Origin of the sequence: Nonomuraea sp. NPDC050478 (assembly GCF_044458265.1) — a bacterium.
Taxonomy (GTDB): domain Bacteria; phylum Actinomycetota; class Actinomycetes; order Streptosporangiales; family Streptosporangiaceae; genus Nonomuraea; species Nonomuraea ferruginea.
The window spans coordinates 95,518-109,853 of sequence record NZ_JBITHT010000002.1; the positions used below are offsets into that span (position 1 = coordinate 95,518).

14 protein-coding genes are annotated in these 14,336 nt (G+C 71.0%); 4 read left to right on the plus strand and 10 right to left on the minus strand.

Going from position 1 to position 14,336, the window contains the following annotated elements; genetic code table 11:
• Positions 1 to 463 precede the first annotated feature (463 nt).
• The 3 genes from ACIBF7_RS08495 to ACIBF7_RS08505 form a co-directional block, all read right to left on the minus strand.
• Positions 464 to 1,567, minus strand: a complete 1,104-nt coding sequence (locus tag ACIBF7_RS08495) for a type IV toxin-antitoxin system AbiEi family antitoxin domain-containing protein (RefSeq protein WP_364236510.1) — start codon at positions 1,565 to 1,567, stop codon at positions 464 to 466.
• Positions 1,568 to 1,881: 314 nt separating this feature from the next.
• Entirely contained in the window at positions 1,882 to 2,475 is a 594-nt protein-coding gene (locus ACIBF7_RS08500) for a DUF6461 domain-containing protein (protein ID WP_397196772.1), read from the minus strand.
• 604 nt (positions 2,476 to 3,079) lie between these two features.
• The gene (locus tag ACIBF7_RS08505; RefSeq protein WP_397196773.1) at positions 3,080 to 4,279 is read right to left on the minus strand and encodes an MFS transporter; all 1,200 of its coding nucleotides are present in this window, start codon (positions 4,277 to 4,279) and stop codon (positions 3,080 to 3,082) included.
• A 204-nt stretch (positions 4,280 to 4,483) separates the two neighbouring features.
• On the opposite strand from ACIBF7_RS08505, the gene ACIBF7_RS08510 reads away from it, so the two are divergent.
• Together ACIBF7_RS08510 and ACIBF7_RS08515 are read left to right on the plus strand one after the other, a co-directional pair.
• Complete coding sequence (locus ACIBF7_RS08510; RefSeq protein ID WP_397196774.1) at positions 4,484 to 4,975, plus strand: hypothetical protein; 492 nt, start codon at positions 4,484 to 4,486, stop codon at positions 4,973 to 4,975.
• A gap of 19 nt (positions 4,976 to 4,994) precedes the next feature.
• The gene (locus ACIBF7_RS08515) at positions 4,995 to 5,231 is read left to right on the plus strand and encodes a DUF4342 domain-containing protein (protein ID WP_364236517.1); all 237 of its coding nucleotides are present in this window, start codon (positions 4,995 to 4,997) and stop codon (positions 5,229 to 5,231) included.
• Between the two features lie 12 nt (positions 5,232 to 5,243).
• Here the strand turns inward: ACIBF7_RS08515 and ACIBF7_RS08520 are convergent, their stop codons facing one another.
• Both ACIBF7_RS08520 and ACIBF7_RS08525 read right to left on the minus strand, forming a co-directional pair.
• On the minus strand, positions 5,244 to 6,152 hold the full coding sequence (locus ACIBF7_RS08520; RefSeq protein ID WP_222708962.1) for an RNA polymerase sigma factor RpoD/SigA: 909 nt from the start codon (positions 6,150 to 6,152) through the stop codon (positions 5,244 to 5,246).
• 95 nt (positions 6,153 to 6,247) lie between these two features.
• Positions 6,248 to 7,081, minus strand: a complete 834-nt coding sequence (locus ACIBF7_RS08525; protein WP_397196775.1) for a universal stress protein — start codon at positions 7,079 to 7,081, stop codon at positions 6,248 to 6,250.
• Between the two features lie 179 nt (positions 7,082 to 7,260).
• Here ACIBF7_RS08525 and ACIBF7_RS08530 point away from each other — a divergent pair, with 179 nt between their 5' ends.
• Positions 7,261 to 7,902 (plus strand): response regulator transcription factor, encoded by a 642-nt coding sequence (locus ACIBF7_RS08530; protein ID WP_148031863.1) that lies wholly within the window; start codon positions 7,261 to 7,263, stop codon positions 7,900 to 7,902.
• Positions 7,903 to 7,954: 52 nt separating this feature from the next.
• Positions 7,955 to 8,404: a pyridoxamine 5'-phosphate oxidase family protein gene (locus tag ACIBF7_RS08535; protein ID WP_148031864.1), complete on the plus strand. Its 450-nt coding sequence runs from the start codon at positions 7,955 to 7,957 to the stop codon at positions 8,402 to 8,404.
• Here ACIBF7_RS08535 and ACIBF7_RS08540 read toward each other — a convergent pair.
• From ACIBF7_RS08540 to ACIBF7_RS08560, 5 genes are all read right to left on the minus strand, one after another.
• Entirely contained in the window at positions 8,352 to 10,040 is a 1,689-nt protein-coding gene (locus ACIBF7_RS08540; protein WP_148031865.1) for a GAF domain-containing sensor histidine kinase, read from the minus strand. The two genes, ACIBF7_RS08535 and ACIBF7_RS08540, sit on opposite strands and share 53 nt — an antisense overlap.
• An 80-nt stretch (positions 10,041 to 10,120) precedes the next feature.
• Positions 10,121 to 10,648, minus strand: coding sequence for a hypothetical protein (locus ACIBF7_RS08545; RefSeq protein WP_219545820.1), 528 nt, complete (start codon positions 10,646 to 10,648; stop codon positions 10,121 to 10,123).
• Between the two features lie 127 nt (positions 10,649 to 10,775).
• On the minus strand, positions 10,776 to 11,762 hold the full coding sequence (locus ACIBF7_RS08550; protein WP_148031867.1) for an Acg family FMN-binding oxidoreductase: 987 nt from the start codon (positions 11,760 to 11,762) through the stop codon (positions 10,776 to 10,778).
• A gap of 86 nt (positions 11,763 to 11,848) precedes the next feature.
• The gene (gene cydB, locus ACIBF7_RS08555; protein WP_219545818.1) at positions 11,849 to 12,808 is read right to left on the minus strand and encodes a cytochrome d ubiquinol oxidase subunit II; all 960 of its coding nucleotides are present in this window, start codon (positions 12,806 to 12,808) and stop codon (positions 11,849 to 11,851) included.
• Between the two features lie 10 nt (positions 12,809 to 12,818).
• Positions 12,819 to 14,192, minus strand: a complete 1,374-nt coding sequence (locus tag ACIBF7_RS08560; protein WP_271278798.1) for a cytochrome ubiquinol oxidase subunit I — start codon at positions 14,190 to 14,192, stop codon at positions 12,819 to 12,821.
• Positions 14,193 to 14,336 lie beyond the last annotated feature (144 nt).

The window sequence follows — 14,336 nt, forward strand, 5'->3', positions numbered from 1 at the left end:
GAGCCCGCTTACAAGCCGATTGCCCGCAACTATCCTCGCGCCGGAAGGCCGTGGGAAAGGCCGTTTCCCATCACCTCTCGGCGTCCTGGACCCCGGCCTCTACCGAGACCCGGAGATCCCCAACAACACGCTCGTGCATCCGTACTTCACCTTGCACACCGACCGCGGCGTACCGTCCGAGGCCGACCTCCTCGTGCGGGCCTACGCGGCGGCGCCCGAGGAGCGCGGCGCGGCGGTGGTGGCGGCGCTTGAGGGTTTGTGCGGCGACCCGGGACTGCGCGAGCGGTCCGCGGCCGGGACGAGTTGCTCTTCCAGCTCAGTGCGGCCGAGCCGGCTGACCTTCGCGAGTCAGTCGCCCGCGTCATCGCAGCGAGCGGCCGGTCGGCGTGCGGTAGCGGTGGCGACGGAGCGGCACGGGCAGACTCAGAGAGTTGAGTCTGCCTCGCCTTTCAGGGAGTCGACGCTACCGGGACCGGCGCAGCCGCCCGACGATCTCGGCGGCGATCTGCCGGCTCAGCCCGTCGTCGGCAGGGTGCTGAGCACCGGTCGGATAACGCAGCTCGGCCAACAGGACGGCGACCCGGCTCTGCGCTTCAGCGACGCTGTCGGCAGCCGTCAGCTCTGCATAGGCCCGCAAGTTTCTCGGCGTCAGTCCGGACGGGTCGAGGTCCGGCAGGAAGTAGGCGACGAAATCCGGTCCGGCGGTCGGGAAACTGTGGGCCGGAGCGAGTGGCAGCATGGCGTCATGGACCTCCTGAAGGTCCACCAGATCGCGCCGGACGGCTTCCTGGAGCGCGCGCCCGAAGTCGTCGTGGTCGGTGCCGCCCCGCATCAGATCCAGGATCGTCCGGAACGGCGTGGTCACCGGAATGCCTTCGACGACGGTGACGTCCGCCGCCGCCAGCCGTTCGACATGGATGATCGTGGCCCGTGGCGCGGGCAGCTCGGCCGGCGCGGTGAAGATCGTCCGCGGCACGGCGAGCGCCCCGAGGCCGAGCAGCCGGGCCGCCGACTCGTGCGACAGCACGGCGTCGTCGGTCGCGGTCTGCGGCCGCTCCCAGCTGAACCGGTCGGGAGCCAGCGCCAGCCACGCGGCGTAGGAATAGCCGTATTTGAGTGCCACCGAGCTGGCGGCGTGCTGGTAGACGCCGTGGTCGAGCTCGGTCAGCAGCCCGGCTTCCCGGAGACGGTCCAGCTCGCCGTCGTCGACCCCGAGCCGGGCCAGTTGGGCACGGGTCAGGAAACCCTGCTGCCGCGCCGCCGCGATCGACAGCTCGTAGTACCGCTCGTGCGACATGCGCCCTCCCGTGGCGTCCGTTGCCGCCGCGGTATTCAAGGCGTAGTCGACGGGCACACCAGCCTCCGGCTCGAAGTCGAAGTCGATGATGTCCTCGGGAACCGCGAACGGCTGCCGGTCGCCGAACAATCGCCGACGGCGCTCCGCCTCCTGGCGGCGAATCTCCTCGTGGGCTCGCTCGACCACCTCGGGGCTGAAGGTCCGCTGCCTCCAGCGCTGCCCGTCGGTGTCGTCTGCGCCGGGGTTCGCCTGGTCGCTCTTGTCGATCATGTCGTCCTCCTTCCCCAGAGTAGACCCGAACGTCGACCCTCGGGCCTGACACAGACTGCGGTCGGCGTGATGCGCCAGATGGCGGATTTGGCAGAACGCGGCGTGGTGCGGCTCCTCAGAGGTTCGTCGGGAGGTCGGGGAAAACTGACCGGGAGCATGGCGAACGCGGCACCTGCCCCATCTCCCCTCTCGCTCGTCCCCGGCGAGCAATCGTCATGTCGCCCGGTCGGGGCTAATGGCACGCTCATGGCACGGATGACACCTTCTCATTGACCTGCCACCGCGACCGACTGTAGGGGCGTTGGATCCGGTCATCAGTCACGGATCGCGGCACCGAGAAATGGTGTGCTGAGCGTGTCCTCCGAGAAAGAAATCCCCGTGATCTTCTTCGCCAGGGCGAAAGACCGGGAGAAGGGGGCGTCGATGCCGGGCCCCTCCCAGGACAGGCCGACTTCGCACATCTCGCTGACCAGGCGGTCGGGATCACTGCCCCAGCGTGTATCAGGAACCAATTGATCGAAGCTCGTGACCTCTTCACTGTCGACCGCGTAGACGAAATAGTCCGTGGCATGGAGGTTGCGATAAATCGACACCACCTCAGTCGCCTGAGAGAGGCTGCGGAGTAGGCGCCTGTTGAGGCCGATCGATCCAGTCCAGAGCTGGATCAGAACGGTCCAGCCGTTCATCTCCAGCGCGCCCACATAGCTGGTGCGCATGTTGTCCGAGTCGATGTACCTCATCGTTAGTTCTTGGTGCTCTTCGAAGGTCACCTCTCCGATCCCGTTGCAGTCTGCACCGAGACGCGTCAACGCCTCACGAGGGCTGAGGGATCGGGCGAAGGTGACACAGGAGACGTCATAGAACGGGCCATGCTTTGCGAGCCAGCCAAATTCTTCGTGTACGTCCATCACCGTAACTCCCGTGATCAGTCACATGCATGATGGCAGCCGTCACCGACAGGGGCAGCACCTCGACGACATGCGCCTGAGCGACAATAGGCACGGACGGAGTTGGAGCCACGTTCTCCGGTGAGCCAGGGTGAGAAAACGAACCCTGGATCGTCGACCGCCCCCAAGCACGTACGGGGTTCAGCCATGCAGTGGCGATCGTAGGGCTGCATCTGTGCGGCGGCGCGGCAACCCCGGTCCGAGCGTTCGACGGGTACGGCGGGGCAGGCGTGCGGTGCCCGGCCCGGTGTCCCGCCGCGATCCGGAGGGCGCGGCGAACGTGCTGGCAGAGTACGTCGCCCGGTGAAGGCCGGCACGGCTATCAAGTTCAGCCGCCCGGCGTCAGCGGCACGACGTCGGATGACGCACCCGTCATCGCGCCGAGTCAAGGAATTCGAGCCATCCGTCCCGGCTGGGCGAAGCCCGGCACCAAAGAACGCCCGAGCACGGCGAGGCCCTTCGTGGACGGGCGGGCGCGCGGGGTCAACGGAAGCCCGGGGCAACGGGTGGGTGCGGAGAATATCCAGGGTGTACAGCACCGGGTTCGAACCAGTGAGGCGAGGGGTCACCGGATCCGGCGGACGGATGGGGCGGCCGTGGCGGTGATGGCCAGGAGGAGGAGCCAGGCCGCCAGGGTCAGGGTGGCGGGCTTGGGTCCCCAGGCGGCGATCATGGCGCCGCCCGCCATCGTGCCCGCCGACAGGGCGCCCATGGTGAGCGTCTCCAGGGCGGCCGAGGTGCGGCCGCGCAGGTGGTCGGGGGTGATGGCGAGGCGGTGGCTGGTCATGGCCACCGAGTAGACGGGTGGCAGCACCGATTCAGCGAAGGCGACGAGGCCGAGGAGCAGGGCGTCGGGCGCGGCCGCGTACAAGGGGAAGACGAGGGCCTCCACCCACAGCATGGCCGCGGCGAGGCGGCCGATCGGGAAGCGGCCGGCGAGCCGGGCCGCCAGCAGTGAGCCGAGCAGCGACCCGGCGGCGGCCGCGCTGAAGATCAGCCCGATCTGCTGGGGTGAGGCGCCCACGCCCTGTGCCAAGGTGATGATGACCAGGTAGCCGGCCCCGTACCTGAGCATGTCGCCGGTCTGGAGCAGGCCGAACAGGCGGATCACCGGCTGCCGCCACAGCCAGGTCAGCCCTTCGCGGATCTCCGCGACGAGGCGGCCGGGTCCCGGCGGGCGGGTCTCCTCCTGGAAGGACGCCCGCATGAGCCGCAGGCTGGCGGCCGAGGCGACGAACGAGACGGCGTTCACGGCGAACGGCACGGTCCGGCCCAGCCCGTGGACGGCCGCGGCGAGGGTGGCGCCGCTGACCCGCAGCGTGTTGAGCGTCCCCTGGGTGACGGCGAGGGCGCGGGCGAGCTGGGCGGGGCCGACGATGGTGGGCAGCGCGGCCGTGCTCGCCGACTGGAAGAGCGCGTGCAGCACGCCTGCGAGCGCCGCGACCGCGTACAGGTGGGGCAGGGTGAGCCGGTCCAGCCAGAGCGCGGCGGCGACGCCGGCGGCGAGGGCGGCGCGGCCGAGCTCGCACCAGATCATGGTGCGCCGGCGGTCCCACCGGTCCACGAGCGCGCCGGCGGCCAGCCCGACGAGCAGGTAGGCGGCGGTGTTGACGCCGAGGACGAGCCCGCTCTGCGCGGCCGACCCGGTCATGGCCAGCACGAGGAGGAGGAAGGCGAAGTCCTGGATGTGGTCGCCGGCGTTGGAGACGATCTGGCCGGACAGGAGCAGGGCGAAGTTCTTGTTCCGCCTGAGGGCGGTGTTCATGTGGTGACACTCCGTTAGCGCGTACGGACACAAGGCGGCTGAAACCTCGTGCCGGGCGCTATTCGATCGGAGCGGTACGCATGCCGCGGAGGCTAGCAATGACCCGTGGCGGGCCGCACCGGGTTTTCCGGCCGAAGAAGGGACGGAAGGCCCTGCAGCTCGGCCTCCCGCGCCTGATGGAATGGAGGCATGAGGACGAATGCCATGAGGTGGACGGTTCTGACGCTCGCCGGGCTGGCGGCCTTCCGGCTGCTGGTCCGTCCGCGGCTGCTGCGCTGGGGGGCCACCGCCGGAGAGGCGCGCGCCCCGATGCCGGGCGACGCCGTCATCCCGCGCCCGCACGTCATCGCCACCCGGGCCGTCACCATCGCCGCCGCGCCCGAGGACGTCTGGCCCCTGCTGCCGGAGCTGGCCGGGCGGGGCGCCGAGGTCGTGGAGGAGGAGCACGGCCGGACGCTGGTGATGGCCGTGCACGCCTTCCACGTCACCGTGACCTGGGCCGTGGAGCTGCGGGAACAGGACGGCCACACGCGGCTGGTCCTGCGGCAGCGGATCCTGTGCCGTCCGGGGGTGCTCGGGCTGATCTACCTGCTGCTGTCCGATACGTCGGACTTCTTGGCCGTCCGAGGACAGCTCGCCACGGTCAAGGCTCTCGCCGAGGGGAAGCCTCACCGTGCGGCGATCGCCGTACCGTGAGTGGGAGGAGCCACGGCGCATGAGCGTCACCGAGGAGAAGCCGGAGCTGACCGACCGGATCAAGAACGTGATCCACGAGGGCAACACCCGCATGATCATCGTCAGGGACACGCGCGGTCACACCGTCATGCAGGTGCCGGTGACGGTCGGCGTGGGGGCGCTGGTCCTCGCTCCCGTCGTGACCGCGCTGAGCGCGATGGGCGCGCTCGCCGCCCAGTGGACCATCAAGATCGAACGATCTGACGAGGACGACTGAGCCGGCCCTTCCTCAGTGCGTCCAGCGGTGCCGCATGGAGCGGCGCAGCCTGGTGAGCGACTCCTTCTCCAGCCGGCGCACCCAGTGAGAGGTGAGCCCCATCCGCGCGGCGATCTGCCGGGTGGTGTGCTCCTCGTACCCGTCGAGCCCGTACCGGAGCCTGAGGATCAGCTGCTGGCGGGGCGCGAGCCCGCCGAGGGCGGCGGCGAGCACCCGCTTGAGCTCCGCGCGCTCGACCGCCTGCTCGGCCCGCTCGCCGTCGGGGTCCTCGATCATGTCGCCGAGGGTCATCGCGTGCTGGCCGTCCTGGACGACCAGGTCGAGGCTGACGCAGTCCTGCGGGGTGCGCCGCAGGGCCGCCAGCCTGGCGGTCTCCTCGCCGGCGCGGGCGGCCACCTCGGCCTCGGTGGGCAGGCGGCCCAGCTGGTGGGTGGCCTCGATCTCGGCCCGGGTGACGGCGATCAGGCGGTCCTGCAGGCCGATGGGCAGCCGCACCGTGTGGGCGTGCTCGATGCCCTGCTGGATGGCCTTGCGGATCCACCAGGCGGCGATGGTGGAGAACCGGTAGCCCTTGGTGTGGTCGTACCGTTCGACGGCGCGGATCAGGCCCAGGTTGCCGTCCTGGATGACGTCGGCGAACGACAACCCGCGGTGGGCGTACCGTTTGGCGATGGCGACGACCAGCCGCAGGTTGGCGCGGATCATGTGGTCGCGGGCGGCCCAGCCGTCGGCGGCCACGGCCGCGAGCTCGGGGTCGGGGCCGCGCTCGGCGACCAGGTGGGCGGCGTAGGCGCCCGCCTCCATCCGTCTGGCCAGCTCGACCTCCTCCGAGGCGGTCAGCAGCGGGGTGCCGCCGATCCCGGCCAGGTAGCCGCTGAGCTGGTCGTGATGGTCCGGCCCGGCCTTCGCCTGCGCTGACACCGCCGCTCCCCCGTCCTCGGAGTCCTGAGATCACCTCCACCTTGACGGGCGGCGGCCTCCGGCGGTGGTGGCCAAGGTCCTCAGGGGCGGGGACCTTAGGCCTCGGTGCGGCACCGGACCACGGCCAGCGGGGCCGGGGAGTGCTGGAGCATCGCCTGGCTGACCGAGCCGAGCACCATGCCGGCGAACGTGCCGTAGCCGTGGGTGCCGACGACGAGCAGTCCGGCGCCGGTCGCGGCCTCCCTGAGCACCTCGACGGGGTGTCCCTGGACGATCTCCTCGATGACGTGCACGCCGGGGTGGTTCTCGCGGTGGCCGGCGAGCGCGTCGCGCAGCACGGCCCGTTCGGGTCCCTCGCCGTCGGACGGCTCGAGGCCGGTCCAGGACCAGGCGTGCACGACGCGCAGGGCGTGGCCGCGCAGCTCCGCCTCGGCGAAGGCGAAAGCGAGAACGCGGCTGGAGGCGGGCGAGCCGTCGACGCCGGCCACGACCTCGTCGCGCGGCTGCGCGGGCAGCTCGCGGACGACGACGACGTCGCAGGTGGCCTGGCCGGCCACGCCGTGCGCGACCGAGCCGACCAGCAGGCCGCGCACGGCGCCGAGCCCGTGACTGCCGACGACGAGCAGCTGGGCCTCGCGCGCGGCGTCGATGAGGGCGCCGCGCGGGTCGCCGGGCAGCAGGACGGTCTTCACGGAGATGCCCGGCCGTTCGCGCCGGGCCCGCTCGGCGGCCGTGGCCAGCACGGACTCGCCGCCCTGCCGCATCCACGCCGCGACCTCGGCGTAGCGGCCGCCGGCGCCGGTCTCGACCGCCCAGCCGGCGATGGCGTGCCCGATCGTCAGCGGCACCTCGCGCAGCGCCGCCTCCCTGGCGGCCCACGCCGTGGCTTCCAGCCCGGCCCTCGACCCGTCGACCCCCACGATGATCATGTACGTGTCCTTCCTCTCCCCTGGTCCCGACCTTATCCCCGGCAAGATCCTCAGCCGGGACGCGGGCCCTTGCTTTCATGGTCCGACGGGGTCCGGAGCGATGGACAGGGCCGTACTGCCTGGGTCGAAGGGGACCTAAGCCTCTTTCGGTCCAGGGTGAGGGTGCTAACGTCGGAGGCATGATTCGCGTGTTCCTCGTCGACGATCACGAGGTGGTCCGGCGCGGTGTCGCCGCCCTGCTCGATTCGGAGGACGACATCGAGGTCATCGGCGAGGCGGGCACCGCCGAGTCGGCGGTGGCCAGGATCCCGGCGCTCCGGCCGGACGTGGCCGTGCTCGACGTGCGCCTGCCCGACGGCAACGGCGTCGACGTGTGCCGCGAGGTCCGCTCCAAGGTGCCCGGCCTGGCGTGCCTGATGCTGACGTCGTACGCCGACGACGAGGCGCTGTTCAACGCGGTCATGGCGGGAGCCGCCGGTTACGTGCTCAAGCAGATCCACGGCTCCGACCTGGTGGGCGCGGTGCGCACGGTGGCCTCCGGCCAGTCGCTGCTGGACCCGCAGACCACCGCGGCGATGCTGCAGCGGCTGCGCGACCAGGCCGCCAAGCAGGACCCGCTGGCCGCCCTGTCGGAGCAGGAACGCCACATCCTCGACCTGATCGGCGAGGGGATGACCAACCGGCAGATCGGCGAGCGGCTGTTCCTGGCCGAGAAGACGGTCAAGAACTACGTGTCCAACCTGCTGTCCAAGCTCAACATGCAGCGGCGCACCCAGGCCGCGGCGCTGGCGGCACGCCTTCGTGCCGGTCGGGGCGAATGAAGGGACCTTCGCCCCTAATGACGTGCGTTCCTGATGGGGAATGCTGGGTCCCATGCAACTCGATTCGTCCGGCCTGCAGGTGCTCTCCCGGGAGGAGTGCCTGCGTTTGATGTCGTCGACGCCCATCGGGCGGATCGTCTTCACCGATCGCGCCCTTCCCGCGGTGCAGCCCGTGGCGTTCCTGCTGGACGGCGAGCGGATCGTCATCCGTACCGGCATCGGCTCCAAGCTGGCCGCCGCCACCCGGCAGGCCGTCGTGGCCTTCGAGGTCGACGAGTTCGACCCGGAGCTGCGCACCGGCTGGTCCGTGACCGCCGTCGGGCACGCGCGCGCCGTGACCGACCCCGGCGAGATGTCGCGCCTGGCCTCGCTGCCGCTGACCCCGTGGGCGCCCGGCAGCAAGGACCACTACATCGTGGTCGAGGCCGAGCGGATCAGCGGCCGGCGCATCATAGGGGGACACGCCAGCGCAGCGACGACCCTCCCTCGTCCGGAGAGCTGATCTCGAACGTGCCGCCCAGCCGGGTGGCGCGCTCCTCCAGGTTGCGCAGGCCGCTGCGGCGGCCCTCGGCGGGGATGCCGACCCCGTTGTCGTGCACGGTCAGCGTCAGCCCGTCGCCCGTGACCTCCACCGCCACGCCTGCCCTGCTGGCCTTGGCGTGCCTGACGATGTTGGAGAGCATCTCGCGCAGCACGGCGAGCACCTGCTCGGCGACCTCCTCCGGCACCTGGTTGTCGATCTGGCCCTCCATCCGCAGGCCGGGCATGAAGCCGAGGTGGCCGCGGGCCGACTCGACCAGGTCGACGATCCGGCCGCGCAGGGTGGGCCCGGTGGTCTCGGGGGTGGCCTGGAGGGCGAAGATGGTGGAGCGGATCTGGCGGATGGTCTCGTCCAGCTCGTTGACGGCCTGCTGGAGCCGGTTGGACGCCTCGGGCCGGTCGACCAGGCGGACGGTGCTCATGAGCGTCATCGCGATCGCGAACAGCCGCTGGATGACGACGTCGTGCAGGTCCTTGGCGATGCGGTCGCGGTCTTCGAGCAGGCCGAGCCGCTCGGCGTGGCGTCGCGTCTCGGCCAGTTCCAGCGCGATGGCGGCCTGGCCGGCGAACGCCTCCAGCATGCGCAGGTCTGCGGCGCTGAAGGGCAGCCGCCCGCTCCACTTGGCCAGGGCCAGCACGCCGCGCACCGTCTGGCCGGAACCGAGCGGGATCAGCAGCTCGGGGCCGTAGCCCAGCTCGCGCAGCTCGGAGTCGCGGTCGTGCAGGTCGTCGGCGGTGGCGGCGTGGCCGGTGCGGAACACCTGGCCGGCCGGGCTGTCGTCGAGGCCGAAGGTGATGCCGGTGGTCTCCTGGCCGCCGTCGCCCTCGGCGTACTCGACGTGCAGCCGCTTCCCGTCGGGACCCGGCAGCAGGACCTGGACGAGGTCGGCGCCGGTCATCTGATGGGCGCGGGTCGCCATCATGCTGAGCACCTCGTGCGGGGCGGCGCCGGACAGCAGGCGGGTGGTGATCTCGGAGGAGGCCTGCAGCCAGGTCTCGCGCCGGCGCGTCTCCTCGTACAGGCGGGCGTTCTCGACGGCGACGCCGGCCGCGGTGGCCAGCGCGATGACGATGGCCTCGTCCTCCTCGTCGAACTCGCCGCCGCCGCGCTTCTCCGTCAGGTAGAGGTTGCCGAACACCTCGTCGCGCACCCGTACGGGCACGCCCAGGAAGGTGCCCATGGGCGGGTGGCCGGGCGGGAAGCCGTAGGACTCGGGATGGTCGGAGATGCGGCCCAGCCGCAGCGGCCTGGCGTCCTTGATGAGCAGGCCCAGCAGGCCGAGCCCGTGGGGCCAGTGCTCGATCTTGGCGATCTCCTCCTCGCTCAGCCCGACCGGGATGAACTGGATGAGAGTGCTCTCCTGGCCGACCACGCCCAGCGCCCCGTAGGTGGCGTCGACGAGCCTGGTGGCGGTCTCCACGATGCGCCGCAGCACGGTCTCCAGGTCGAGGTCGCTGCCCACCGAGACGACCGCTTCCATCAGGGCGTGCACCCGGTCGCGGGTGGCCAGCACCGCCTGCAGGCGCACCTGCAGCTCCGCCAGGAGGTCGTCGAGACGCATGCTGGGCAGCAACGGGCTCTGCTCACTCTCCCTCATAAGGGTCAGTCTCGCACCCGCACACGACGGGCGCCCACCCCCGGTGGGGGCGGGCGCGGCGGTGCTGATGAGGCGGGAGGTCAGCGCAGGTACGGGTTCCGCTGGATGATCGGCAGGTTGCCCAGGCCGAGGGTGGTGCCGGCGTTGGCCAGGGCCAGACCGGCGAGGACGATCGTGTAGATGATGTGGTCGTCCATGAACGGGTTGGTGGTCAGGGGCAGCGCGGCCGCCCACATGAGCATCAGCATCAGACCGCCGGCGACGGCGGCCACTCGCAGGCCCACGCCCAGCATGAGCGCGGCGCCGACGCCGAGCAGTCCGGCCATGAACAGCCAGTCGACCCAGGGCTGACCGGCGAGTGCGGTGAAGAAGCCGCCGAGCGCGTTCTCCTCGGTGCCCTTCAGGAAGCCGGTGGTGGGGCTGCCGCCCGCCAGCCACGCCTTCTCGGCGGTGGTGGCGAAGCCGAGACCGAAGGTCTTGTCGAGGAACGCCCACAGGAAGGTCCAGCCCAGCGCGATCCTGGCGATGGCCCAGACGTAGTCGACGGGGCGTCTGCCGTCGGCGGTCAGGGTCGTGTGGACGGGCTTGGCGGGGGTGGTGGTGGCCATGACGGGCCCCTTTCAGGTCGGGCTGGGTCTTTCCCTCACATCCCCATCACACCGTTTCGAACCCTTTCCCAGGCAGTGCCGGACGGCCTCCCGCGTGGTGACCTTGGTCCCCCGCCCGGCGGGCACTTCAGCCCAGCAGGTCCTCCACCGGGCGCCGTACGGCGTCCTTGTCGTCGAAGGTGATGCCCAGCCGCATGATCATCTGCGGGTACTCGCCGGAGCACAGCTCCTCGCGCAGGAACTCGCGCAGGTGGCGCATCTCCAGCACCTGGGTGTGGAAGGCGGCGCTGACCCCGTACGCGGAGGCGTGCAGGAGGACGCGCTGCAGCGACTGGCCCGCGGCCAACCAGTCCTCGCGGGTGTCGCCCGGCGTGGTCAGCAGGGCCACGACGCCGGTGCCGGTGGCGCCGGGGTCGCCGGTCTCGCTGCCCCACTGGTGGCGCCAGGAGTAGTCGCGCTGGGCGAAGTGCGGCTGCGTGCGGACCGGATCGCGGGGGTAGGCGCCCGCGGGCACGCCGTCCGTGCGGGTGCTGCCCGGCGGGCGGGCCCAGCGGATCAGCTCCAGGGTGAAGCGCCGGTCCTGCGCCTGCACGCCCTGCGCGGCCTGGGTGAGCGCGGCGACCACGGTGACCGCGTCGGGCGCGACCACGGGGGTGAGCCGGGCGCCCTCCGCGGCAGCGCTCTTGACCAGCGCCTCGACCAGCCGGTCGGGCACCGGCAGGCCGGTGAACCCGGCCCGGTGGGTGCGCCGCCGCTCGATCTCGGCGGCGAGGACCGAGGTGCGCTCGTCGGGGTCGGACTCGGCGCCGACCCGGACCACGGCCAGCAGCGCGGGCCGGTCGGGGTCGGGCATGACCCGCACGTCCGGCTCGTACCCGGCCCGGCGCATCGCGGTCCGCATGGTGAACAGGGCCGCGCCGCAGCTGACGATCATCTCGCGGCCCTCGGCGTCGCCGAAGCGCAGCCGGCGCTCGGCGTCGGCGCGCAGGCTGATCTCCTCACCGGTGACGGCGAAGGTCCACGGCTGGGTGTTGTGCACCGACGGCGCCCAGCGGGCGGCCTCGACCGCGGCTTCCACGGCCGCCTTGGGCGAGCGGCTGGCCGGACGGTTCATGACTCCACCTCCAACTGACGATAACCCAGCGCATCACACCGGGAGGCGGCCGGGCAGGGCCTGAGGTCCCGCCGTTGCGCACCGTCTCACGCCCCGGTCAGCCTGCGGCGGAAGACCCAGTACGTCCAGCCCTGGTAGACGAGCACCACCGGGGTGAAGATGACCGCCACCCAGGTCATCACGGTGAGGGTGTAGGGGCTGGAGGCGGCGTTGGTGATGGTGAGGCTGTTGGCCGGGTCGAGCGCGGGCATGACGTTCGGGAACAGCGCGGTGAACAGGGCCGCCACCAGGGCGGCGATGGCCAGCGCGCTGCCGGTGAACGCCCAGCCGTCCCGGCCGCGCACGGTGGCCAGGAGCGACGCGACGAGCGCGGCGGCGGCCACGCCGGTGATCACCCAGTAGGCCGGCTTGTCGCTGCCGAGCAGCACCAGGAACGCGGCCGCGGCCACGACGGTGAGCGGGCCGAGCACACGGGCGATCCTCCTGGCCCGCTCGCGCAGCTCGCCCGTGGTGCGCAGGGCCAGGAACACGGCGCCGTGCTGGGCGAACAGCAGCAGCGTGGCCAGCCCGCCGAGCAGCGCGAACGGGTTCAGCAGGGTGAACAGGGTGCCGGTGTACTCGTGGTCGGCGTCCAGCGGCACCCCGGCGGCGATGTTGGCGAACGCCACGCCCCACAGCACGGCCGGGCCGAGCGAGCCCCAGAAGAAGGCCCGGTCCCACCCTTTCTGGCTGTCGCTCTTGTTCCGGTACTCCAGCGCCACACCGCGCAGGATCAGCGCCAGCAGGATGAGGAACAGCGGCAGGTAGAAACCGGAGAACAGGGTGGCGTACCACTCGGGGAAGGCGGCGAAGGTGGCGCCGCCGGCCACGAGCAGCCACACCTCGTTGCCGTCCCAGACGGGCCCGATGGTCCGCACGACGGTGCGCCGCTGAGCCTCGCCGCGGGCCACGAACGGCATCAGGATGCCGACCCCGAAGTCGAAGCCCTCCAGGACGAAGTAGCCCGTCCACAGAACGGCGATGAGCAGGAACCAGAACGTTTCCATGGGGTGATCCTCAGTAGCTCAGGGTGGGGGCCGCGGGCTCGGCTTCCGGCTGTTCCTCGGCGCCGAGCTTGATGTACTTGACCAGCAGCCGGACCTCGATGACGGCGAGGACCGCGTACACCAGGGTGAAGCCGACCAGCGTGATGGCGACGGAGGTGACGTCGACGCCGGGCGAGACGGCGGCGGCGGTGCGCATGAGGCCGAACACCGTCCACGGCTGGCGGCCCATCTCGGTGAAGATCCAGCCCATGGTGTTGGCCAGGAACGGCAGCCCGATGCCGAGGACGGCCAGCCGGTACAACCACGGCCGTTCGGGCAGCCGTCCCTTCCTGGTCAGCCAGAGCCCGAGCAGGGCGAGCCCGGCGGCCAGCATGCCGAACCCGATCATGAGCCTGAAGGACCAGTACGCGATCCCGACCGCGGGCACGTAGTCGCCGGGCCCGTACATGGCCTCGTAGCGCTTCTGGATGTCGTTGATGCCCTCGACCTCGCCGTCGGGGGTGTTGGTGGCCAGGATGCTCAGCCCGTACGGGATCTGCAGGTTGACGTGGTTGCGGCCGTTCTCCACGTCGCCGACGGCGAACAGGGAGAAGCCGGCGGCCTTCTCGTCCTCCCACAGCGCCTCGGCGGCGGCCATCTTCATCGGCTGCTGCTCGGTCATCAGCTGGGCCTGCCAGTGTCCGGTGAAGGACACGCCGGCGGCCGAGACCAGGGCGACGGCCATCCCCAGGCGCATGGCCGGACGGAACAGGGAGGTCTCCCTCTTGCGCAGCAGGAACCAGGCGCTGACGCCGAGCACGAACGCGGCGGCGGTGAGGAACGCGCCGAAGATCACGTGCGGGAACGTCACCAGCGTGGTCGGGTTGGTGAGCACGGCCCAGATGTCGGTGAGCTCGGCGCGGCCGTTGTTGATCGTGTAGCCGACCGGGTGCTGCATCCAGGAGTTGGCCGCCAGGATGAAGTAGGCGGAGATGTTGGTGCCGATGGCGGCCGTCCAGATCGTGGCCAGGTGGACCTTCGGCGGCAGTTTGTCCCAGCCGAAGATCCACAGCCCGAGGAAGGTCGACTCCAGGAAGAACGCCATGAGCCCTTCCATCGCCAGCGGCGCCCCGAAGACGTCCCCGACAAACCTGGAGTAGTCACTCCAGTTCATGCCGAACTGGAACTCCTGCACGATGCCGGTGACCACGCCCATGGCGAAGTTGATCAGAAAGAGGCGCCCGAAGAACTTGGTGAGGCGCAGGTACTCCGGCTTCTTCGTGCGGTACCACGCGGTCTGCCATCCCGCCACGAGGATCGACAGACCGATGGTGAGCGGCACGAACAGGAAGTGGTAGACGGTCGTGATGCCGAACTGCCACCGGGAGAGATCGAGCACATCCATGCGGGCCAGCATCGCGGCAGGTCAGAGGCGCTGTGTAGGGTCCGCCGGCCTCGCCCGCGAGGACCTTCGGCCAGGCCGAACGGCCCTCGCCGGGGGCAGGGACTTTGGACACCCGCGCGAAGGTCCTCCGGCTCTGCCTGACGG